Source organism: Streptomyces sp. NPDC049887 (genome assembly GCF_040656535.1).
Classification (GTDB): Bacteria; Actinomycetota; Actinomycetes; order Streptomycetales; family Streptomycetaceae; genus Streptomyces.
This window is the reverse complement of the sequence record NZ_JBFAMM010000035.1, coordinates 38,726-62,024: the sequence shown is the minus strand read 5'-3', so window position 1 is coordinate 62,024 and position 23,299 is coordinate 38,726. Positions and strand designations below refer to the sequence as shown.

14 protein-coding genes are annotated in these 23,299 nt (G+C 71.3%); 8 read left to right on the top strand and 6 right to left on the bottom strand.

The annotated features are described in order from the left end of the window. Nucleotides 1-233: 233 nt before the first annotated feature. Both AB0J10_RS30315 and xylA read right to left on the bottom strand, forming a co-directional pair. Entirely contained in the window at nucleotides 234-1,532 is a 1,299-nt protein-coding gene (locus AB0J10_RS30315; RefSeq protein WP_363066054.1) for an ROK family transcriptional regulator, read from the bottom strand. A gap of 86 nt (nucleotides 1,533-1,618) precedes the next feature. After that, nucleotides 1,619-2,788: a xylose isomerase gene (xylA, locus tag AB0J10_RS30310; RefSeq protein WP_363066052.1), complete on the bottom strand. Its 1,170-nt coding sequence runs from the start codon at nucleotides 2,786-2,788 to the stop codon at nucleotides 1,619-1,621. A 194-nt stretch (nucleotides 2,789-2,982) separates the two neighbouring features. Between xylA and AB0J10_RS30305 the strand changes: the two genes are divergently transcribed. The 7 genes from AB0J10_RS30305 (at nucleotide 2,983) to AB0J10_RS30275 (ending at nucleotide 17,220) form a co-directional block, all read left to right on the top strand. After that, the gene (locus AB0J10_RS30305) at nucleotides 2,983-4,506 is read left to right on the top strand and encodes an FGGY family carbohydrate kinase (protein ID WP_363066050.1); all 1,524 of its coding nucleotides are present in this window, start codon (nucleotides 2,983-2,985) and stop codon (nucleotides 4,504-4,506) included. 343 nt (nucleotides 4,507-4,849) lie between these two features. Next, nucleotides 4,850-6,601: a hypothetical protein gene (locus AB0J10_RS30300; protein WP_363066048.1), complete on the top strand. Its 1,752-nt coding sequence runs from the start codon at nucleotides 4,850-4,852 to the stop codon at nucleotides 6,599-6,601. Nucleotides 6,602-8,057: 1,456 nt separating this feature from the next. Further along, nucleotides 8,058-9,725, top strand: coding sequence for a right-handed parallel beta-helix repeat-containing protein (locus tag AB0J10_RS30295; protein ID WP_363066046.1), 1,668 nt, complete (start codon nucleotides 8,058-8,060; stop codon nucleotides 9,723-9,725). Nucleotides 9,726-10,360: 635 nt separating this feature from the next. Next, nucleotides 10,361-12,091 carry a hypothetical protein gene (locus AB0J10_RS30290; protein ID WP_363066044.1) on the top strand — a complete coding sequence of 577 codons (1,731 nt, stop codon included), beginning with the start codon at nucleotides 10,361-10,363 and terminating at the stop codon, nucleotides 12,089-12,091. 641 nt (nucleotides 12,092-12,732) lie between these two features. Continuing rightward, nucleotides 12,733-14,502, top strand: coding sequence for a right-handed parallel beta-helix repeat-containing protein (locus AB0J10_RS30285; protein ID WP_363066042.1), 1,770 nt, complete (start codon nucleotides 12,733-12,735; stop codon nucleotides 14,500-14,502). A 403-nt stretch (nucleotides 14,503-14,905) separates the two neighbouring features. Next, on the top strand, nucleotides 14,906-15,550 hold the full coding sequence (locus AB0J10_RS30280) for a TetR/AcrR family transcriptional regulator (protein ID WP_363066040.1): 645 nt from the start codon (nucleotides 14,906-14,908) through the stop codon (nucleotides 15,548-15,550). Further along, the gene (locus AB0J10_RS30275; protein ID WP_363066038.1) at nucleotides 15,547-17,220 is read left to right on the top strand and encodes an acyl-CoA dehydrogenase family protein; all 1,674 of its coding nucleotides are present in this window, start codon (nucleotides 15,547-15,549) and stop codon (nucleotides 17,218-17,220) included. The genes AB0J10_RS30280 and AB0J10_RS30275 overlap by 4 nt, the downstream gene beginning before the upstream one ends. A 502-nt stretch (nucleotides 17,221-17,722) precedes the next feature. Here AB0J10_RS30275 and AB0J10_RS30270 read toward each other — a convergent pair. After that, the gene (locus AB0J10_RS30270; RefSeq protein WP_363066036.1) at nucleotides 17,723-18,955 is read right to left on the bottom strand and encodes an FAD-dependent oxidoreductase; all 1,233 of its coding nucleotides are present in this window, start codon (nucleotides 18,953-18,955) and stop codon (nucleotides 17,723-17,725) included. Nucleotides 18,956-19,062: 107 nt separating this feature from the next. On the opposite strand from AB0J10_RS30270, the gene AB0J10_RS30265 reads away from it, so the two are divergent. Beyond that, nucleotides 19,063-20,361, top strand: coding sequence for a cytochrome P450 (locus AB0J10_RS30265; protein ID WP_363066034.1), 1,299 nt, complete (start codon nucleotides 19,063-19,065; stop codon nucleotides 20,359-20,361). 331 nt (nucleotides 20,362-20,692) lie between these two features. Here AB0J10_RS30265 and AB0J10_RS30260 read toward each other — a convergent pair whose 3' ends face one another. From AB0J10_RS30260 to AB0J10_RS30250, 3 genes are all read right to left on the bottom strand, one after another. Next, nucleotides 20,693-21,517 (bottom strand): anti-sigma factor, encoded by an 825-nt coding sequence (locus tag AB0J10_RS30260; RefSeq protein ID WP_363066032.1) that lies wholly within the window; start codon nucleotides 21,515-21,517, stop codon nucleotides 20,693-20,695. Further along, nucleotides 21,514-22,113 (bottom strand): ECF RNA polymerase sigma factor SigK, encoded by a 600-nt coding sequence (gene sigK, locus AB0J10_RS30255; protein ID WP_363066030.1) that lies wholly within the window; start codon nucleotides 22,111-22,113, stop codon nucleotides 21,514-21,516. Before sigK ends, AB0J10_RS30260 begins: the two co-directional genes overlap by 4 nt. 304 nt (nucleotides 22,114-22,417) lie before the next feature. Further along, on the bottom strand, nucleotides 22,418-22,699 hold the full coding sequence (locus AB0J10_RS30250; protein ID WP_363066028.1) for a hypothetical protein: 282 nt from the start codon (nucleotides 22,697-22,699) through the stop codon (nucleotides 22,418-22,420). Between the last annotated feature and the right edge of the window lie 600 nt (nucleotides 22,700-23,299).

Here is a 23,299-nt window from a genome sequence, read left to right as displayed (position 1 = left end):
GCCGCCCCCACCGGGTGCTCGGTACCGCACCGGGGCGGCCGGCCGCGGCAGGGCCGGACCGACGCGCGGGACGCGGGACGGGCCGCACCACAGAGGGGCCGGTTCGTGCGGACACAGCCGGACCTGCTCGGCCGCCTCGTGGCACCCGCTGTCGCGGACGGTGAACGCCACCCGGGATCGCCGTTCGCGGGGCCTCGCGACCGCCCCGCGGGAGCGCCCACCGGGCGTCGGCGTCAGCCCGGCGGGCCCGGCACCGCCGTCCCGGCCGCAGGCGGCAGCAGCCGGGCCGGGTCGGCGAAGACCTCCTCCACGATGACGCCCGCGGCGCCCCGCACCGCGGCGGCGAAGCCCAGGGCGGACCCGGTGACCCGGGAGACCGCCGGGTCGCCGGCCACGGCCCGTTCCCTCAGCTCCCGCATCGCGGCGGGCAGCAGGTACGGGGCGACCGCAGCGAAGTAGCCGCCGAGCACGATCACCTCGGGGTTGAGCAGATTGACCGGGATGGCCAGGCCGATGCCGAGCCAGCGGCCGATCTCGTCCAGCCCGCCCAGCGCCCGGGGATCCCCTTCGGTGGCCCGTCGCAGCAGCTCCGCCGCGAGCTCCCGGGGATCGAGGGTGACCGCGGCCGCCGGCCCGTCCGCCGCCAGATCCGGCGCGGCGGCGCGGATCGCGGCGGTGAGCCCGACCTTGGTCTCCAGACAGCCGGTTCGCCCGCAGGCGCACCTCTCCCCCGCCGGGTCCACCTGCAGATGGCCCAGCTCGCCGCTGTAGCCGCCGGCACCGCGCAGCAGCCCGCCGTCCGCGACGATGCCGGCGCCGATGCCGGCCTCGCCGGTGACGTACACCAGATCGGCGGCACGGGAGCCGGCCTGGCCGCGTTCGGCCAGAGCCGCCAGATTGGCCTCGTTGTCGACGACGACGGGCACGTCGGCCGGCAGTCCGAGGAAATCACGCAGCAGCCGGGCGACGGGAACGTTCCGCCAGCCGAGGTTCGGCGCGGCCCGCACCGAACCGTCGACGGCGTCCACCGGACCGGGCACGGCGACGCCGATGCCCGCCGTGTGCGCTCCCGCGGCCCGCGCCTCGTCGAGCAGTTCGGCCGCGAGCTTCGCGAGCGCGCGGACCGTGCGCTCGGCGCCCTCGCGGGTGGCGTCGTGGACGAGGCGCCGCTCGTGCCGGGTGCCGCCGACGAGATCCGTCGACCAGGCCGCGAGATAGCGGGAGTTGACCTCCAGCCCCAGCGCGGCGACCGTCCGGCCGTCGATCTCCAGACGGCGCCCGGGACGCCCGACGCTCCCGTCCTGCTGGAAGTCCGTCTCCCGGAGCAGCCCGCGCTCGATCAGCTCCGCCACGAGGCTGGACACCGTGGCCCTCGTCAGCCCGGTGTGCCGGGCCACGGTCGCCCGGGACAGTGGCCCGGCCGAGCGCACCTCGCCGAGGACGCGGGCGAGGTTGGCCCGGCGGACCGCCACCTGGTCGGCCGGTGCCCGATCCGGGCCGCGGGCTGCCGCTCCCGCGACGCTCTGTGACACGTTCGCACTCCCCATCCGCCCCGGCCGCGTGGTTCCGGCCGGGGACTTCGGTCTCGTCAATGGGCGACAGGGAAATTGTCCCCCCGTCAGCGCACGCCGAGCAGGTGCTCCATCGCCAGCTGGTCCAGACGCTCGAAGGCCATGGAGCGCCCGGCCGCCGCCCGCACGTCGAACTCCTCGTAGGCGGAGGTGTCGGCGAGCAGGCCCCGGAGACCGTCGGAGGCGGTGGGCCGGGCGAGTTCGTCCAGCCGGGACGCGGCCAGCGCCTGCCCGACCTCGGGATCGACGCGGAAGGCGGCGGCGCGCTCCTTGAGGATCAGGTAGTTCCGCATGCAGTTCCTCGCCGACTCCCACACCCCGTCGAAGCCGTCGGTGCGCACCGGCTTGAAGTCGAAGTGGCGGGGGCCTTCGTAACCGGCCGTCTCCAGGAGGTCGACGAGCCAGAACGCCTGGCGCAGATCGCCGGCGCCGAAGCGGAGGTCCTGGTCGTACTTGATTCCGGACTGGCCGTTGAGGTCGATGTGGAAGAGCTTGCCCGCCCACAGCGCCTGGGCGATGCCGTGCGGGAAGTTGAGCCCGGCCATCTGCTCGTGGCCGGTCTCCGGGTTGACGCCGACCAGTTCGGGGCGCTCCAGGCGCTCGATGAAGGCGAGGGCGTGGCCGACGGTGGGCAGCAGGATGTCGCCGCGCGGCTCGTTGGGCTTCGGCTCGATGGCGAAGCGCAGGTCGTAGCCCTGCTCGGTGACGTACTCGCCGAGCAGGTCGAACGCCTCCTTCATCCGGTCCAGGGCGACGCGCACGTCCTTCGCCGCGCCGGACTCGGCGCCTTCCCGGCCGCCCCAGGCGACATAGGTGGTGGCACCCAGCTCGGCGGCGAGGTCGATGTTGCGGATCGTCTTGCGGAGTGCGAAGCGCCGGACGTCGCGGTCGTTGGCGGTGAAGGCGCCGTCCTTGAACACGGGATGCGTGAAGAGGTTGGTGGTCGCCATGGGCACGGCGAGGCCCGTGCGCTCCAGGGCGGAGCGGAAGCGCTTGACGGCGGCCTCGCGCTCGGCGTCCCCGGCGCCGAAGGGGATCAGGTCGTCGTCGTGGAAGGTCACGCCGTAGGCGCCCAGCGCCGCCAGCCGCTCGACGGACTCGACCGGGTCGAGGGCCGGACGGGTCGCCTCACCGAAGGGGTCCCGGCCCTGCCAGCCGACGGTCCACAGACCGAAGGTGAACTTGTCCTGCGCGGTGGGAGCGTACTTCTCCGACATGGTGCTGCCCCTTGGGAGACGACTGTCCAAATTTGTTTGTCCCCTAATCAATACCTCAGAGTTCGCCCTCCGCCAAGGCTCATCCATGACTCGCGAATGTCCGTCTTGGCCAATTATGGTGGGCTTGACGACCCAGGATGACCTCGACATATTTTGTTTTCTCGTCAGTCTGAATTGGTCCAGTGAGGTGCTCAGTGCCGTCATCCCCCGTCGTCATCGGCGTGGACAGTTCCACCCAGTCCACGAAGGCCCTCGTCATCGACGCCGACTCCGGCCGGCCGCTCGCCGTGGGGCGCTCGCCGCACACCGTCACGGGCGAGGGCGGGGCCCGGGAGACCGATCCCGAGGTGTGGTGGCGGGCCCTCCGGGAGGCCGTCGCCTCGGCCCTGCACGCGTCCGGAGCCCCGGCTTCCGCCGTCACGGCGATCGCGATCGCCGGACAGCAGCACGGACTCGTCACCCTGGACGCCGCGGGGCGCCCGCTGCGTCCGGCAATGCTCTGGAACGACACCCGGTCCGCCCCGCAGGCCGCCGCCCTCACTCGCGCCCTCGGCGGCGCGGACGCCTGGGTGGCCCGCACGGGCTCGGCCCCCGTCGCCTCCATGACGGCGAGCAAGTGGAGATGGCTCCGCGAGCACGAACCGCGGACCGCCGACGACGCCGCCGCCGTACGGCTCCCCCACGAATTCCTCACCGAGCGACTCGCGGGCACCGCCGTGACCGACCCGGGCGACGCCTCCGGCACCTGCTGGTACTCCACCGCCACCGGCGCGTACGACCCCGAACTGCTCGGCCTCGTCGACCTCGATCCGGCGCTGCTGCCGGCCGTGGCCGCGAGCGGCGCCGAGCGGATCGGGTCCCTGACCCGCCCCGCGGCCGAGGTGCTCGGACTGCCGGAGGGCGTCGCCGTCGCCGCGGGGACGGGCGACAACATGGCGGCGGCCGTCGGGCTGGGCCTCGGCGGTGCGGGGCTGCTCGACCACCCGGTGGTCAGCCTCGGCACCTCGGGCACGGTCTTCGCGGCCACCCGCACCCGCCCCTCGTCGCCCGCTCTGGCCGGCTTCGCCACCACCGACGGAGGTCATCTGCCGCTCGCCTGCACCCTCAACTGCACACTCGCGGTCGACAAGGTCGCAGCCCTGCTGGGGCTCGACCGAGAGGACGCCGAACCGGGCGGCGAGGCGGTACTGCTGCCGTACCTCGACGGTGAGCGCACCCCCGACCTCCCGCACGCCTCGGGACTGCTCACCGGACTGCGGCACACGACCACGTCGGGTCAACTGCTGGGCGCGGCCTACGAGGGCGCGGTGTTCACCGTGCTGCGCGCCCTCGGCCAACTCCCCCTCGACGAATCCACCCCCGGCGACTGCACCCCCGGCGACGGGGCGGCGAACGGCGGTCCGCGGGGCTCCGGCGCGCACGAGCGGCCCCTGAGGCTGATCGGGGGCGGCGCGCGGGGACGGTTCTGGGTCGACACCGTGCGCCGCCTGTCGGGTCGGGCCGTACTGATCCCCGAGTCGGAGGAACTCGTCGCGCTGGGGGCCGCCGCGCTCGCGGCGGGTGCGGCGTACGGACGGGACCCGGTGGCCGTCGCGACGGCGTGGGGCACGGGACACGGCCGTGAACTGCCCGCCGTCCCGAGGGACGAGGACGCGTGGCGGCGGATCGAGGCCGTGCTCGCGGACGTCACGGCGCGGGCCGGGCGAGCCGGCGGCTGAAGGGCAAGCGGTCGCGTCCGCGGCGGTCGCCCACACGTGGCGTACCGGCCGGCGGGCGCCGGTCGAAAGCTGCCGCCCGAGCGCCCGGTGCGGCCTGCCCGGTGACCGCTTCGGGCCACCCGAGGGGCCTTCGAGCGAGGCCGACACTCCCACCCGTACGCGCTTATCCGATTTGCGACTTTCCTTATGGTGTTATATGTCCGCTTTCATTCCCATGGTTGAGCGTGGGATGACGGACCATCACTGATGAAGGAGAGCCTGGCGGATGTTCGGATCCCGGGGTACGGATGCCTCCGATCGCACACGGTCGGCAACACTGAGCCGGCACTGGAAGACAGCGGTAGTGGCGGCCGCAGGCTTCGCGACCATCGCCGGCACGACGGCACTGGTCGCCGTCACCGACGACGGAAAGGCGGAGACGAAGAGCGCCTCCGCGGCGGCCGACCAGGCCAAGGGCACGACCCAGCCCGCACCCGCCAAACCCGGCACCACCCGCGGCGGAGACGCCGAGGACGCCGAGGACGGCAAGGACGCCGACTACTGGGCCGAACACGCCGGAAACCCCGACCGGAACGACAGCGACGACACCGAGGACCAGGGCGGCGACCACGACCGGAGCGGCTCCGACGAAGGCAACGACGAGAGCGACGCGGACAAGGACACCGACGGGAGCGGCGCCGACCGGAACCACCCCGGCGAACCCGAGGGAAAGCCGGGCCCGCCAGCCGCGGACATCCAGAAGCGCGCCGGAAGCCCAGGCGGCCCCGAGGGACAGAACGGCCCCGAGGGACACAGCAGCCACGACCGCGGCCATGACGGGCAAGGCGACCACCGCCAAGGGGAGAGCGGCGTCAACGGCCGTGGCGGCGACCGCGATGGACAGCATGGCCGCCAGCAAGGAGCCGGCCGTCAGGGGCAGGACAGCCGCAACAGCTCCCACGAGGGCGGGGACAAGGCGAGGTCCGTCGGCTGCGACCCCAACGACCTGATCTCGGCGATCATCGACGCCAACAGCGACGGCGGAGGAACCCTCTCCCTCGCGGAGAAGTGCACCTACACCCTCACCGCCAACCAGGACGGCAACGGCCTCCCCGAGATCGTCCAGCCCATCACCATCCACGGCAACGGCGCCACCATCGCCCGCGCTGCCAACGCCGACCAGTTCCGCTTCTTCGAAGTCGGCGTCGGCGGCGACCTCAAACTCCGCCACCTCACCCTCACCCGCGGCAAATCCTCCGCCGCCTTCGAGGAAGGCGGCGCGATCAACGTCGTGGCCGGTGGCCGCCTCGACCTCGACCACACCACCCTCCACAACAACAGCACCGACGACATCGAAAGCGACCAGGGCGGCGCCATCTACAACGAAGGCATCACCACCATCCGCAACAGCACCCTCAGCAAGAACTCCGGCTACGACGGCGGCGCCATCGCCAACGAGTACGGCAAGCTGGAGATCGAAACCTCCAAGTTCACCGGCAACGTCTCAGGGGACTACGCCGGCGCCATCCTCAACGAGTACGGCACGACCACGATCCGCAAGAGCCTCTTCGACTACAACTACGCCGAGGACGGCGGCGCGGTCTACTCGTACGACGGTCTCACGGAGATCGAGAAGAGCGTCTTCAAGTACAACGTCGCCGAGTACGGTGGTGCCATCTACCACAGTGCGGACTCGTTCCATCTCCGCGAGAGCACGGTCGCCTACAACACCGCCTACTACGACGGCGGCGGCCTCTATCTCGAGGACTCCGCGACGATCGAGAACAGCAAGATCTACGGCAACACCGCCACCGCCCAGCAAGGCGGCGGCGTCTACATCAGCCTGCCCGGCAGCCAGGAGGTGGCCATCCGCCGCACCGTGATCAGCGGGAACCAGGCCCCCGGCAACGGGCAGACAGGCGGCGGCATCTACATCGGCACCGGCGACCTCGTCACCCTCACCGACGTCAAGGTCACCGACAACACCTCCGACGAACCCGCCGGAGGCATCCACAACGACGGCACCGTCACCACCTACGGCAAGATCAAGATCATCGACAACGTCCCCACCAACTGCACGGGCAGCACCAACCCCGTCCCCAACTGCTTCGGCTGACACCCCCACAGAAGACACACCGAACGGGCCCATCAGCCATCAGCAACACACAGCAAACCCGACCCGCCCCCGGCACCCACCGGGGGCGGGGCACGTTAGTACAAGCGGACGCCAGTCGAGGGATGCAGGGACGGCGCCGAGAGGCACGATGCGCATGGAGCGTGCTTCGCACGACTGCCTCCGGTTTCGGCGCGAGTCGCGGGCGCGACCGACTCCACCGGCCCCTCTCGGTCAACACGAACCTGGAGCGCCTGCCGATAAGGGGGTTGCCGCAGCCCTCGCCCGCCGATCACGCTGGTCACAGCGGAGACGGCCGGCGATCCCACCCACCGGGGCGGGCTGCGGCAGCCCGCTCTCGCAGTCGGCCCCCCAGGGGCCTCGCCGTCCCGGTCGGCGTCGCCCACCGTTCGGCCCATGGGTCGCCGCCCCGGTCCCGGTCCCGGGGACGGCGACGTCGCGGACTGAGCCCGCCGACCGGCCCGCTGCCCCACCGCCCCGCCGGCGAACAGGCTTCCGAGACAGCCGGCACGGCGGCGGTCGCCGTACCGCCCGCCACGAACCCGACGGGGATGAAGGCCGCACCGGCGCAACCTGCCGCGGCCGGCGCCGCCGGCCTCCAGTGACGACTCGGCACGGCTCTCCTCGCGCGCTGCGACGCATCCGGCCCCTACGACTGCGACATGCGGCTCCCCGTTCCGTGCGAGGGGAACCGGGCGTGAGAGGGACTTCGGCAGGACAGGCCGCAAAGCCCTCTTGTGCCGTCCGGACGGAAGGGACATCAACACTCAACAGCACATCGCATAAGCAGAAAATGGGAGCGACCTGGCCGGATGGTCATCCCCGGGTCCGCCGGAGAGACACAGAGACATCCCTGACCACGCCAGGCCGGGAGAGGCGCCGAAAGAAACAGCCTCGCCGCCCAAGCCCTGGAAACAGACTTCATGGAAAGCTGCACATCACATATTCCTCATGGAGCCGAGGTGTCAATACCCTCGGGCGGCACCCCTCGCGGATCCGGCGGCTCGGGGCGCGAAAGCGTCGCGACCGCACACTCGCCCGCCCGGTCAGGCCCGGGGTACGAGAGGGCACCCTCCCCGGCGCATTTCCCTCGCCACAGAGGCGCGTCCGCCAGGGATGAGCCGGCTCAACGCCCCGGGAGCAATTCCCGACCGGCAGCAGAAGCCGACGATTGACCGATTCTCACAATCACGACCCCGAGAGCAAGAAGGCGCAGTTGCCGAGGCCATTGCTCATGCACCTCGACCGACACTCCCAGCTGTACTCGATTATCTGATTTGCGACTTTTCCCGTGCTTTGATATGCCCGCTTGCGCCCCAGGCGCTGCGGTGACGGTCCATCACAGAGAAGGAGAGCGTGTCGGATGTCTGGATCCCGGGGTACGGATGACGCTGATCGCGCATGGTCGGCAACACTGAGCCGGCACTGGAGGACGGCTGTGGTGGCGGCCGCGGGCTTCGCGACGGTCATCGGCACGACGACTCTCGTCGCCGTCACCGACGACGACCAGACGGCGGCGAACGCCTCAGCAGCGGCGGACCAGGCCAAGGGCAGGACCCAGCCCTCCCCCGCCAGGGCCACTACCCGCGGCGGGAGCGCCAAGGACACCGAGGACGCCAAGGACGCGGACTACTGGGCGGAACACGCCGGAAACCCCGGCTGGAGCGGCAGCGGCAGCACCGGACCCCGCGCCGGCGACGGCCCGGCCCGGAGCCGTTCCGGGGACCTTACGAACGACGAGGGCTCGGGCGCCACGGGCTCCGGCGGCCCCGAGAAGAAGGGCCCGGCTTCGACGGACGCGCAGAAGCGCTCCGCCGGCCCGACCGACTCCGACGGGCAGAACGGCCCTGAGGGACACAGCAGCCGTGACCGTGGTCGCGAAGGGCAAGGCGGCCACGGGGAAGAGAACGGTCGTCAGGGCCGGGACGGTCACCACGACTCCGGCAATGCCCGAGGCAAGGCGAGATACGTCGACTGCGACCCCAACGACCTGATCTCGGCGATCATCGACGCCAACAGCGACGGCGGAGGAACCCTCTCCCTCGCGGAGAAGTGCACCTACACCCTCACCGCCAACCAGGACGGCAACGGCCTCCCCGAGATCGTCCAGCCCATCACCATCCACGGCAACGGCGCCACCATCGCCCGCGCCGCCAACGCCGACCAGTTCCGCTTCTTCCAGGTCTCGGCCGGCGGCGATCTGAAACTCCGCCACCTCACCCTCACCCGCGGCAAATCCGCTGTCGACCAGAACGGCGGCGCGATCCTCGTCAACCCCGCCGGACGCCTCGACCTCGACCACACCACCCTCCACAACAACACCGTCAACGACACGGACTTCGATGACGGCGGCGCCATCGACAACGAAGGCATCACCACGATCCGCAACAGCACCTTCAGCAACAACTCAGCGGACGACGGCGGCGCCATCGACAACCGAAGCGGCAAGCTGGAGATCACGACCACCAAGTTCACCGGCAACACCGCCCTGGACGATGGCGGCGCCGTCGAAGAGCAGCAAGGAACCACCACCATCACCAAGAGCCTCTTCAGACACAACTACGCCGGCGGCGACGGCGGCGCCCTCAGCGTAAGCAGCCTCGGCGGCCTGTTGAACATCGAGACGAGCACCATCACCCACAACACCGCGAACAACGACGGTGGCGGCGTCGAGCATGCCGGTAGCGCACTCCATGTACGCAAGAGCACCATCGCCCACAACACAGCCGCCAATGTCGGGGGCGGCCTGGGCATCACGTCCACCTCGGTGATCGAGGACAGCAAGATCCACGACAACACCTCCGTCGACGGGAGTGGCGGCGGCATCCACATCGCCGCCGAAGGCCAGGAGGTGGCCGTCCGCCGCACCGTGATCAGCGGCAACCAGGCCCCCGGCAACGGGCAGACAGGCGGCGGCATCTACATCGGCACCGGCGACCAGCTCACCCTCACCGACGTCAAGGTCACCGACAACACCTCCGACGAGCCCGCCGGAGGCATCCACAACGACGGCACCGTCACCACCTACGGCAAGATCAAGATCATCGACAACGTCCCCACCAACTGCACGGGCAGCACCAACCCCGTCCCCAACTGCTTCGGCTGACACCCCCACAGAAGACAGACCGGGCAACCCTCACCATCCACAACACACAGCGAACCCGCCCAACCCCGCCCCCGGCACCCCACCGGGGGCGGGGACACGTCACGACGGCAGACGCGGAGCGAGGGATGCGGGGACGGCACCAAGGACCGCGATACACACGGAGCGTCTCAGCGGCTGACTCCGCTCAGGCATGCCGACTCCCACACGGGAAGGGCGTGGAGACGGAGCACACGTAAGGCCCGGCGCGTGCCGCGACCGGAGGAACTCGCGAGTGACGGCACGATGACATCGAGGGCGCCGTCACCGGGGACGAGGACAGTCCGTTCGTCGAGCGGGACGAAGTGTCAGCCCGCACCCGCAACAGCCCCACGATCGGCCGATTCTCACCACCCCGAAAGGGAGACCACGGCCGGGCCGATTGGCTGCACACCTAGACACGACACCCCCATCCGCACGAGACTATCCGATTTGCCACTTTCCTTATGGTGTTATATGTCCGCTTTCATTCCCATGGTTGGGCACGGCATGACGGACCATCACATAGAAAGAGGGCCTGGCGGATGTTCGGATCCCGGGGTGCGGATGACGCTGATCGCACACGATCGGCAACACTGAGCCGGCACTGGAAGACAGCCGTGGTGGCGGCCGCAGGCTTCGCGACCATCGCCGGCACGACGGCACTGGTCGCCGTCACCGACGACGACAAGGCGGGAGCGAAGACCCCCTCCGCGGTGGCCGACCAGGCCAAGGGCACGACCCAGCCCGCACCCGCCAAAGCCGGCACCACCCGCGGCGGAAACACCGAGGACGACAAGGACGCCGACTACTGGGCCGAACACGCCGGAAACCCTGACCGGAAGGCAGGCGACAACACCGAAGACGACTCCGCAGAGCACGACGGTGGCGACGCGGACAAGGACCCCGACGGGAGCGGCGCCGACCGTAGCCACTCCGGCGAACCCGAGGGAAACCCCGGCCCGCCCGCCGCGGACATTCAGAAGCGCGCCGGAAGCCCAGGCGGCCCCGAGGGACAGAACGGCCCCGAGGGACACAGCAGCCACGACCGCGGCCATGACGGGCAAGGCGATCACCGCGAAGGGGAGAGCGGCGACAACGGCCGTGGCGGGCAAGGCGGCCACCGCGAGGAAGCCGGCCGCCAGGGAGAGAGCGGCGGCCGCGGGCAGGACGGTCACCGCGACTCCCACGAGGACGGGGACAAGGCGAGGTCCGTCGGCTGCGACCCCAACGACCTGATCTCGGCGATCACACAGGCGAACAGCGACGGCGGAGGAACCCTCTCCCTCGCGGAGAAGTGCACCTACACCCTCACCGCCAACCAGGACGGCAACGGCCTCCCCGAGATCGTCCAGCCCATCACCATCCACGGCAACGGCGCCACCATCGCCCGCGCCGCCAACGCCGACCAGTTCCGCTTCTTCCAGGTCTCGACCGGCGGCGACCTCAAACTCCGCCACCTCACCCTCACCCGCGGCAAAACCGCCGCCGGCGAAAACGGCGGCGCCATCAACGTCAACCCCGCCGGACGCCTCGACCTCGACCACACCACCCTCCACAACAACACCGTCGACATCCTCGGCGGCGAGGACGCCGGAGGCATCTACAACGCAGGCATCACCACCATCCGCAACAGCACCCTCAGCAAGAACTCCGGCGAAGACGGCAGCGCCGTCTACAACTACTACGGCAAGCTGGAGATCGAAACCTCCAAGATCACCGGCAATGTATCGGCCCCGACCGACGGCTACGCCGCCGTGTACAACGAGTACGGAACGGTGACCGTCGGCAAGAGCCTTTTCAGCTACAACTACGCCAACGGCGGAGGCGGTCTCTACAACGACGAAGGCACGACGGACATCGACAAGAGCGCCTTCAAGTACAACTACGCCTACTACGGCGGCGGCATCTACCACACCGCCACCGGCTCGCTCCACGTGCGCAGGAGCACCATCGCCTACAACACCGCGAGCAGTGGAGGCGGTGGCGGCCTCAACCTCGAGGAATCCGCAACGATCGAGGACAGCAAGATCTACGGCAACACGTCCCTCGACGAAAACGGCGGCGGCATCCACATCGCCGCCGAAGGCCAGGAGGTGGCCGTCCGCCGCACCAAGATCAGCGGCAACCAGGCCCCCGGCGACGGCTACACCGGCGGTGGCATCTACATCAGCACCGGCGACCAGGTCACCCTCACCGACGTCAAGGTCACCGACAACACCTCCGACGAACCCGCCGGAGGCATCCACAACGACGGCACCGTCACCACCTACGGCAAGATCAAGATCATCGACAACGTCCCCACCAACTGCACGGGCAGCACCAACCCCGTCCCCAACTGCTTCGGCTGACACCCTCGTAGAGGCAACCGGACGAGCACCACAGTCAGCCACAGAGAAGGCAACGCCCGCCCCCGGCACCGCACCGGGGGCGGGCGCACACACGCGGCAGGCGTCCTCGCTTCCGCACATTCGCGCGCGCCTGGGTCCCGGTCCGGCACTGATCTCACGACTCGCCCGGTACGACCTCATCCGGCCCGAGCACACCGACCGGAAGCCGGGCACCGGGGCGCGACCTCCCGCCGGCGTCACGGTGACCATCCGAATACGCCCTGGGACCGCGGCCTTTCACAGCAGCGGCGCGCACCGAGAGCCGGCGTCATTCCCCGCCGAGCGGGTGGCGGACGGCACAACGACCCGGCAGCCAAACCGTCACAGCAAGGGCCGCCGCAGCAGCGAGCACTCATAAGCAATCACGGGTGCAGTCTCGGCAGTAGGTCACTTCCGAGTGAGCCGACACTCCCACCCGCGCCACTTTATCCGATTTGCCACCTTTCTTATGGTGTTATATGTCCGCTTTCATTCCCATGGTTGGGCGTGGAATGACGGACCATCACTGAAGAAGGAGAGCCTGGCGGATGTTCGGATCCCGGGGTACGGATGCCTCCGATCGCACACGGTCGGCAACACTGAGCCGGCACTGGAAGACAGCCGTGGTGGCGGCCGCAGGCTTCGCGACCATCGCCGGCACGACGACTCTCATCGCCGTCACCGACGACGGAAAGGCGGAGACGAAGACCGCCTCCGCGGCGGCCGACCAGGCCAAGGGCACGACCCAGCCCGCACCCGCCAAACCCGGCACCACCCGCGGCGGAAGCGCCGAGGACACCGAGGACGGCAAGGACGCCGACTACTGGGCCGAACACGCCGGAAACCCCGGCTGGAAAGCCGGCGACAACACCGAGGACCACTCCGCAGACCACGACGGTGGTGACGCGGACGAAGACCACCCCGGCAACAGACCGGACGGAGACCACGAAGGGAAGCCGGGCCCAGGCGCCGCGGACTCCGGCGACCACGACGACAGCAGCACGAGCCAAGACGGCTTCGGCGACCAGGCCGGGAAGCCGGACCCGGGTCCCGCGGACGCGCAGCAGCGCGCCGGCAGGCCGAGCGGCCCCACCGGACAGAACGGCCCCGAGGGACACAGCGGCCGCGACGGACAAGGCGGCCACCACGACGAGACCGGCAGTGACAGCGGCCACCGCGAGGAAGCCGGCCGCCAGGGAGAGAGCGGCGGCCGCGGGCAGGACGGTCACCGCGACTCCCACGAGGACGCGGACAAGGCGAGGTCCGTCGACTGCGACCCCAACGACCTGATCTCTGCGATCACACAGGCGAACAGCGACGGCGGAGGAACCCTCTCCCTCGCGGAGAAGTGCACCTACACCCTCACCGCCAACCAGGACGGCAACGGCCTCCCCAAGATCGTCCAGCCCATCACCATCCACGGCAACGGCGCCACCATCGCCCGCGCCGCCAACGCCGACCAGTTCCGCTTCTTCGAAGTCGGCACCGGCGGCGACCTCAAACTCCGCCACCTCACCCTCACCCGCGGCAAAACCGCCGCCGACGAGGACGGCGGCGCCATCAACGTCGTGGCCGGAGGCCGCCTCGACCTCGACCACACCACCCTCCACAACAACACCGTCGACGACACGGACAGCGACGACGCCGGCGCCATCTACAACGAAGGCATCACCACCATCCGCAACAGCACCCTCAGCGGCAACTCCGGCTATGAGGGCGGCGCGATCCACAACGAGTACGGCAAGCTGGAGGTCGAGACCTCCAAGTTCACCAACAACAAGGCCTACTACGGCGGCGGGGCCATCATCAACTACTACGGCACCAGCACCGTCCGGAAGAGCCTGTTCAGCTACAACTACGGCGAGGACTACGGCGGCGCTGTCTACCAGTACTACGGCCTCACGGACATCGAGAAAAGCGCCTTCAAGTACAACTACAGCGGCGAGTACGGCGGCGCCGTCTACCACGAGAACGATGCTCTCCAGGTCCGCAAGAGCACCTTCGCCTACAACACCGGCTACTACGGCGGCGCCCTCTACCTGGATGGCGAGCAGGCGGTCATCGAGGACAGCAAGATCTACGGCAACACGTCCCTCAGTGACGACGGCGGCGGCATCAACAACGATGACACCGAGACCCACATCCGCCGCACCGTGATCAGCGGCAACCAGGCCCCCGGCGACGGCTACGCCGGCGGCGGCATCCACGTCGACGACGACGACGAGGTCACCCTCACCGACGTCAAGGTCACCGACAACACCTCCGACGAACCCGCCGGCGGCGTGAACAACGACGGCGGCACCGTCACCACCTACGGCAAGATCAAGATCATCGACAACGTCCCCACCAACTGCGAAGGCAGCGCCAGCCCCGTCCCGAACTGCTTCGGCTGACACCTCAACGAAGACACACCGGACGAGCCATCGCCATCCACAACACGCAGCAAGTCCCACCCCGCCCCCGGCACCCCACCGGGGGCGGGCGCACGTCACCACAGCAGACCCCGACCCGCGGCGCTCCGCTCCGGAGCACCGGTACGCCACCCCGTTCCTGTCCACGGTGGGCCGGCCTCCTCGACCGCGCACGGCAACGGACCGGGACTGCGCCTGGTTCGCCCCTGCCTCAGACGGCCGCCGGTCACCGGCCGCCGGGCGCCGGGACGGTGGCCGTCAAGGGCCTCAGGGTCCCGCCGGCCCTGACGACGCGGCACGGCACGGCAGCCGACGGAGCGTGTCCGCCTCGGCCTCCGTCCGGACAGCTCTGGCCCAAAGCTCTGAACGGTGGTTCACTGTTTGCATGCCGTACCGCAGGACGCCCGCCGTGGAGGACCGCCTGGCCGCCGCCAGGGAGCATCTGGTCGAGCAGGCCACGACCGTGGTCGCCGAGTCCGGATGGGCGAACGCCTCCGTCACCGCGGTCGCCGCCGCCGCGGGCATGGCGGTCGGCTCCGTCTACCAGCACTTCCCCTCCAAGCAGGCGCTGGCCGTCGAGGTGTTCCGCCGGGCCTCGGGCCACGAGGTCGACGTCCTCGGCGACGTACTCCGGGAGGGCAGCGGCGACCCGGTGGAGCGGCTGGCCCTCGGCGTCAGCGTCTTCGCACGCCGCGCCATGGAGCGGCGCGGACTGGCGCACGCGCTGCTCGCCGCACCGGCAGAGCCGGCCGTCGGCCAGGAGCGCCTGGAGTTCCGGCGCCGCTACCGCGCCGTGTTCGCCGAGGTCGTCCGTGAGGGCGTCGACGCCGGGCTGCTCCCCCGCCAGGACCCGGAGATCACCGCGGCCGCCCTGACCGGCGCCATCGGCGAGGTGCTGGTCGACCCGCTCGCCGCTCCGGCGGAGGGTCCCGAGGCCGGCCGGCTGGTGGACGAGCTGGTGGCGATGTCCCTGCGCTGCGCGGGCGCCCGGCCCGCGGCATGCCCCGACGACCCCGGAGGACCCCCATGACCGCGACCACGGACGCGTCCCCGCTCAGCAACCCCACCGCCCGTACGCACGAGGTGACCAACCAGCCGCCGCCGCTCACCGGTCACGACGTCGCCGAGGACCCCGTACTTCTCGAGGGACTGCGGCGCGAGGGCGCCGGCTGGTACGCGGAGGACCTGCACAGCCTCGGAAGGCTCGCGGGATCGGAGCAGGTCCTGCGCTGGGCCGAGGAGGCCAACCGCCACGAGCCGGAGCTGCGCACGCACGACCGCTACGGCAACCGGATCGACGAGGTCGACTTCCATCCCTCGTACCACGCGCTGATGGACGTGGCGATCCGGGAGGGCCTGGGCGGGGCGCCGTGGGCGGACGACCGGCCGGGCGCGCACGTCGCCCGCGCCGCCGGCTTCATGGTGTGGAGCTCGGCCGAACAGGGCCACGGCTGCCCGGTGTCCATGACGTACGCCGTCGTGCCCGCGCTCCGGTCGGCTCCCGAACTCGCCGCCGTCTACGAGCCGTTGCTCACCAGCCGGGTGTACGACCCGGGCCTGCGGACGCCGGGGGGCAAGCGGGGACTCCTCGCCGGTATGGGCATGACCGAGAAGCAGGGCGGCACGGACGTGCGCGCCAACACCACCGCGGCCACCGCGCAACCGGACGGCAGCTGGCGGCTGCGGGGGCACAAGTGGTTCACCAGCGCTCCGATGAACGACCTGTTCCTGGTATTGGCGCAGGCACCGGGTGGACTGTCCTGCTTCCTGGTGCCCCGGGTGCTGCCGGACGGCTCGCGCAACACCTTCCGCATCCAGCGGCTGAAGGACAAGCTCGGCAACCGCAGCAACGCCAGCAGCGAGCCGGAGTTCGACGACACCGTCGCCTGGCTGGTCGGCCGGGAGGGGCAGGGCGTACGGACGATCATCGACATGGTGACCATGACGCGGCTCGACTGCATCCTGGGCTCGGCGTCGGGGACCCGCGCGGCGCTGGCGCAGGCCGCGCACCACGTACGCCACCGGACCGTGTTCGGCACCAAGCTGATCGACCAGCCGCTCATGCGGAACGTCATCGCGGACCTGGGGCTGGAGTCGGAGGCCGCGACGACGCTGGCGCTCCGGGTCGCGGGCGCGGCGGACCGGTCACAGCGCGGCGACGCGCAGGAGCGGGCCTTCCTCCGGCTGGCCACGGCCGTCGGGAAGTACTGGGTCTGCAAGCGGCAGCCCACGGCGGTCGCCGAGGCGCTGGAGTGCCTCGGCGGCAACGGATATGACGAGGCGTCCGGCATGCCGCGGCTGTACCGCGAGGCTCCGCTGAACGGCATCTGGGAGGGCTCGGGCAACGTCAACGCCCTCGACGTACTCCGTGCGCTCGCCCGCGAGCCGGAGTCGCTGGAGGCGTTCCGGGCGGAGATCGAGGCGGCCGCGGGCGCGGACGCACGACTTGACGAGGCGTGGCGGAGGCTGCGCGGCGAGCTGGTGCTCACCGCCGACGCCGAACTGCGCGCACGGCGGCTGGTCGAGCGCCTCGCCCTGGTACTGCAGGGCTCCCTCCTCGTCCGCCACGCGCCACCCACCGTGGCCGACGCGTTCTGCGCCTCCCGCCTGGCGGGCGACACCGGCTTCGCCTTCGGTACCCTCCCGCCGACCGCCGACCTCGCCACGATCCTCGACCGGGTGCCGGGCGCGACGCACTGAGGCAGGGCCCGTTCCCGCCCGGCGCGCGGCTCGCCGCACGAGCCCGCCGGGCGGAGCGTACCGGTGCCGGCACGACCGGCACGGCGGCGCGGGTTCGCCGGGCAATGGCTCGGCCCGGCATCGGCACGGCGACACCGCGGCTCGACCGACAACGACACGGCAGCGGCGGGGCCCGGCACCGTGGCACGGCATCGACACCGGAAGGGACTCGGCAACGCGGCGCGACCGGCGACGACACGGCGGCCGCCGGCCGGGAAGCGTCACACGGCGCGGGGCGCGGCACAGCGCGGCACGACCGGCAACGACCGGCAACGACCGGCGACACGGTTGGCTCGGCGGTTGGCTCGGCCCGGCATCGGCACAGCTCGGCGCGGTACCGGTACCGGGACGTGGGCCGGGCACCGCCCCCGCGCGGACGCCGGATCGCCCTCCCAGGGCGAGGCGAGACCGCGCCGCGCGGGTGAAGCGACACTGCCGCCCGCGGCGCGGCCCGCCCCCGCCGTCACCGCACCGACGCCTCCGGTGGCCGTTCACGCAGGGCGCCGTAGGCGAGGAAGTAGGCCGGAAGCCGCTTGAACCGGCGGGAGGTGGTGATCAGCTCGGTGAGGCGCTTGGCCAGCCGGGGGTTGCCGAAGGCGGGCTCCCCGGCCAGCAGGGGCTCGATGACCCTGGCGTGGGCGAGACGCTGGAGGGCCTGGGTTCCCGCGGTGGTGGGCCACCGGCGGCGCTGGACGCGGCGGACGTCCTCAAGACCCACCCGGCCCTCGCCGAGGGGTCCGACGAGATGGCGTGCGGCGGCCACCGCGTCCTCGACGGCGAGGTTGATGCCGATGCCGAAGACCGGTGACATGGCATGGGCGGCGTCGCCGATGCACAGCAGCCCCGGACGGTGCCAGCGCCGCAGCCGGTCGAGCCGTACGTCGAGCAGCTTCACGTCGTCCCACGAGGTGAGCGCGTGCGTCCGGTCCGAGAGCCAGGGCGCGGCCGAGGTGAATCGAGCCATGAACCGGTCCAGGCCCTCTGCGCGCCGCTGGGCGTCGGTGCCCTTCGGGATCAGCGCGGCGATCTGCCAGTAGTCACCTCGGTCGATGAGCGCGCTGAAGAACCGGTCGCCGACCCCGCCCACCAGCCCGCTCGGGTCGCCTTCGTGCCGGGGGAGCCTGAACCACCAGGCGTCCATCGGGCAGTTGAAGCTCTCCAGACCGAGTTCGGGCAGGGTCCTCGCGAGCGAGCCCCGGCCGTCGCACGCGACGGTGAGCGTAGCCCGCAGTTCGCCGGTGCGGCCGTCGGAGGTGCGGTAGCGGACGCCGTTCACCCGCCCGCGTTCCATGAGGAAGGACGTCGCCTCGGTGTTCATCCGGACGGAGAAGGAGGGTTCCCGGCCCGCCTCGTCCACGAGAAGGTCGAGCAGGTCCCATTGGGGCACCATCGCGATGTAGTTGTACTTGCCCCGGAGGGCGCCGATGTCCCCGACGGTGATCAGCGAACGGTCCGGGCCGATGGGCAGCTGCACGGTCGTCACCCGGCGCTGCGGCAGCCGGGCGAAGCGCTCGGCCAGTCCCAGGTCGTCCAGCAGCGCCAGGGTGGAGGGGTGCACGGTGTCGCCACGGAAGTCGCGCAGGAAGTCGCCGTGCTTCTCCAGGACGGCGACGTCCACCCCGGCCCGGGCCAGCAGCAGGCCGAGAACCATGCCGGCGGGCCCTCCGCCCACCACGCAGCACGTGGTCCGCTCCATCGGAACCGCTCCCTTCGGTGGAATCCCGGGGTCAGTGACAATTGGACATATACCCTCAAGCTGGACACTCGCGGCACGGACGGCCGTGCCGCTCCCCGGGAGGCAACATGAGCGAGCAGCCGTTCCTTCTGCCCTACGCCGACCCTGCCTTCGTCGCGGATCCTTTCCCGCTCTACCGCCGGCTACGCGAGGAGGGCCCGGTGCGACGGGCCGTGATCGCGGGTGGCGTGGAGGCCTGGCTGGTCACCCGTTACGAGGACGGCCTCGCAGCCCTGTCGGACTCCCGGCTGAGCAGCGACGTCCGCGACGCGTCGGACCCGCGGCTGATGCAGCAGCTGCCCTCGACGGAGCGCGAGTCGATGGTGAGCAACATGCTGCGCTCCGATCCGCCCGACCACACCCGGCTGCGCCGGCTGGTCTCGAAGGCGTTCACCGCGCGCCGGGTGGCGGAGATGCGGCCCAGGATCCAGGAGATCACCGACCGGCTGCTCGACGGACTGCTGCCCGCCGGGCGGGCGGAACTCGTCGCGGACTTCGCACTGCCGCTCCCGGTCACCGTCATCAGCGAACTCCTGGGCGTCCCCCTGGACGACCGGCACGAGTTCCAGCACTGGACCGACGACATGCTGCTGCGCCGGGCGGAGATGCCGGACCCGGCCGTGGTGGACTCGGCATGGCGGCAGATGCGCGCGTATCTGACCGGGCTCATCGCGGAGAAGCGGGCCCGGCCGGGGGACGACCTGCTAAGCGCGCTGATCACCGCCCGTGACGAGGAACAGCGCCTCAACGAGGACGAGCTGATCGCCATGGCGTTCCTGCTCCTCGTCGCCGGGTACATCACCACGGTCAATCTGATCGGCAGCGGGGTCGCGGCACTGCTCGCCCACCCCGACCAGCTGGCGCTGCTGCGGGACGACCCGGATCTGCTGCCCGGTGCCGTCGAGGAGTTCCTGCGGTACGACGGGCCGGTCAGCCCCGGAATCGCGAGGTTCGCGCGCGAGGACGTGGAGATCGCCGGGGTGACCGTCCCGAGGGGTGCCACCGTGCTGATCGCCTCCGCCATCGCCGACCGCGACCCGGCGCGGTTCGCCGACCCGGACCGGCTGGACATCACCCGGCGCGACAATGCGCACCTCGCCTTCGGGCACGGGATCCACTACTGCCTGGGGGCCCCGCTGGCCAGGCTGGAGGGGCAGATCGCCATCGGCACCGTGCTGCGGCGCCTCCCCGACCTGGCACTGGCCGTGCCGCCGGAGGAACTGCGCTGGCGGCCGGGCGGGCTGCGGGGTCCGGCCCGGCTGCCGGTCACGTTCACGGCCACGGACGGGCACCGCGCCGGCACCACTCCGGGGCGGGACGCCGCCGGGTCCGCCCCGGGGGAGGTCGCACCGTTCGGCACGGGCTGACGGGCTGACGGGCCGACAGGCGGACAGCCGGACAGGCGGACAGGCGGACAGGCGGACGGCCAGTGGGACCCGCCCCCCGGTCCGGCAGGCGGGTGATGTGCGAGTGCGCGCGGCACCGGCGGATCGGACCCCGTGCGCCCCCGCCGGGCCGCGCGGCGCCGAGGTGAGCAGCAGGGCGCGGCGTGCCGCCGGTACTGCCGTCGGCCCTTCCGCGCACGGTGAGCGGCGCGCAGGGGCCCGGCCCCGGGCGAGCCGGGAGCTCCGGGTCCTCCCTGGACGAGCCACCCCGCGGGACGGTCGCGCGGGCGCCCTGCCCGGCCGGGGGACGACTTCAGGCGGGGATGTCGATCATTCCCAGCGGCGGGCTGGTGGGCTGCAGCGAACCTCCGACCGGCTCGACGGTGATGCCGACCGCCGTCGCTCCCGAGACCGGGCCGTTGAGCATCTGCATGTCCTGGGCCTCGGCACCGCTGACCAGGCCCGCGGGCCGGTAGGAGCCGTCCTCGCTGAACCACAGGGCGTACGTCTGGCCGACGGGCAGCGGCGGGACTCCCGTCGCGAAGAACACCGCCGCGTCCTGGCTCCGGGAGACGGCGACGGTGCCGGTGCCGCCGTCCGCGAGCTGCTGGGTGTGGAGTTCGACGTCCGGTGCGGCGAGCACATCGGCCACACCCGCGTACCGCTCCTCGGCCCAGTCCAGCTGGGAGCGCGCCTGTTCGGCGGCCTGGTACTGCCAGGTGGCGACTCCGCCGAACGCCACGGCCAGCGCGGCGCAGGCCGCGAGGGCCAGTTGCAGGAGCCGCGGGACGGGAGAGCGCCCGGGGCCGGACGGAACCGGCACCCCGGCGGCGGGCCGGGCGTGCTGGACCTCTCTCTCGGGCTGTTCGTGCGGGACACGGGGCGCGTAGGGGGCCTGGGGTGTGACGGCGATCCGCTCCAGCACCCGGCGCCGCAGGTGCTCCGGAGGTTCGGCCGTGACCGGCTGGGCGAGGCGTGCCGCCGAGTCCGAGAGTTCCGCGACCTCGCGCGCACAGACCCCACAGGACGCGAGGTGCTCCTCGAAGGCCCTCCGCTCGTCCTCGGGCAGCGCGTGCAGAACGTAGGCGCCGGCGGCGGAGTGCAGCTCGTCGCCGTTCCTGTCCCGGACCTCGCTCATGGCCGCACCTCGCCCTCGTACAGACAGTCACGCAACCGCATCAGCCCGTCACGCATTCGGGCCTTCACCGTGCCCAGGGGCTGGGACAGGTACTCGGCCACCTCCCGATAGGTGAGCCCGTGGTAGTACGCCAGGACGACCGACTCCCGCTGGAGCTCCGTCAGCGACTGCAGACAGCGCCGCACCTGCTGCTGCTCCAGGCCGCTCTCGACCTGCTCGACCACGTCGTCGAACGGCGGCACGGACTCCAGCAGCGCCACTCTGCGCTCCCGCTCGGTCCTGGCCTGTGACGACCGGACCCGGTCCACCGCACGCCGGTGGGCCAGCGTCAGGACCCAGGTCAGGGCGCTGCCCTGATCGGGCCGGAACCGGCCGGCCGTGCGCCACACCTCCACGAGCACGTCCTGGGTCACCTCCTCGGACTGGGCCGGATCTCTCAGGACCCTGCGGACGAGGCCCAGCACGGGGCCGCTGACCGCTTCGTAGACGGGCACGAACGCACCCTGGTCGCCGCGTCCCACCAGGACCATGAGCTCGTCCAGTCCGAGCTTGGCCAGCTGTTCCGCGGCGTCGGGATCCGCATCAGGTGGCGACACTCGCGCCCCCTCGCTCCTCGTGGGCACCAGGGGTGCCGTACGGGCTCCTTCGTCACCATGCCACCACCGATCGGAAGGGGCCGCACGCCTGGAGCCGCGAGGGGAGACCGGAGGTGTGCGGTGACATGTCACGTCCACCGTTCACCTCTCATCCGCCACCTGCCCAGTTCTCTGTTCAGCACTCACACGTCCTCGTTCGCAGGCCATCCGCCCTCCTGCCGCGGTCACGCGTCCTCGGTCGGCGGCCGGGCGTCCTCGTGGATGCCGCCCGCCATGCGTCCGTCCGGCTCACGGTCGCGGCCGGTCAGCGGCGGCCGTCGCCATCGCGGCAGTTCCAGCGTCCCCGGACCCACTCGTCCTCCCAGTGGTCCTTGACCCACTTCTGCTTCCAGTGGCCCTTGCGCCACTCGCAGCGGTTCCAGTCCGGGCCCCCCGAGTCGGCCACGAGGTGGGAGGCCCGCGCCTGGGCGGGGGGCGGGGACGAGGCCGCCGCAGTACCCGAGGACGCCACGGACACCCCGCCGACGAGCACACCCGCAGCAGCCGTGGCGGCCACGAGACGCCGTACCCGGAGGGAAACGCCCATCTGACCCACCTCTCTCCCGGGGCCCTTGCGGATCTCCCCGTCGGGGGCGCCCCGACCGCCGGGACACGGAACCCGCACGACGTCGCTGCCGTGCGCACGTGACACGAGTAGTTCGAAGCCGAGCCGTCTCCGGATAGGCGCGCGAAGCGAAGAAGACGGAATGTGCGGGAGCGGGCGGCCACTCCGGCCCGCCGCGCGAGCCGGATCGCGAAGGGTCCGGAGAGCGCCGCGAAGGCCCGTATCGACTGGCTGCCGTCCAAAGAGTGAATAGTCGGCGTGTCGCCACCCGAAGAGCGGACGGTGTCCCTCGAATGCGACGTTCTCGGCTGGTGCGAAGCCGCGATCCGTCTGACGGTGAATTCGTCGCTGCTGCGATCCGATGAGCCGACGATGTGTCAGCCCTCGCAGTCGCGGCGAAAGGAATGGGATCTCATGCGCTCTGCCCGCACCCTGTGCGCCTCGGCCGCCATTACCGCGGTCCTGACGATTGCCGCACCTACCGCTTACGCGATGACTCTGGCCGAGGACTGGGGCCACGACAACGGTTCTTCGTCCAGCAGCCACGAGGGCAAGAAGGACGACCACGGCAAGGACGACCCG

Bases quoted from the DNA above. Each gene is read 5' to 3' on its own strand.
- AB0J10_RS30280 (WP_363066040.1), top strand. From the start codon at position 14,906: ATGCCGTACCGCAGGACGCCCGCCGTGGAGGACCGCCTGGCCGCCGCC.
- AB0J10_RS30265 (WP_363066034.1), top strand. From the start codon at position 19,063: ATGAGCGAGCAGCCGTTCCTTCTGCCCTACGCCGACCCTGCCTTCGTC.
- xylA (WP_363066052.1), bottom strand. From the start codon at position 2,788: ATGTCGGAGAAGTACGCTCCCACCGCGCAGGACAAGTTCACCTTCGGT.
- AB0J10_RS30270 (WP_363066036.1), bottom strand. From the start codon at position 18,955: ATGGAGCGGACCACGTGCTGCGTGGTGGGCGGAGGGCCCGCCGGCATG.
- AB0J10_RS30250 (WP_363066028.1), bottom strand. From the start codon at position 22,699: ATGGGCGTTTCCCTCCGGGTACGGCGTCTCGTGGCCGCCACGGCTGCT.
- AB0J10_RS30275 (WP_363066038.1), top strand. From the start codon at position 15,547: ATGACCGCGACCACGGACGCGTCCCCGCTCAGCAACCCCACCGCCCGT.
- AB0J10_RS30260 (WP_363066032.1), bottom strand. From the start codon at position 21,517: ATGAGCGAGGTCCGGGACAGGAACGGCGACGAGCTGCACTCCGCCGCC.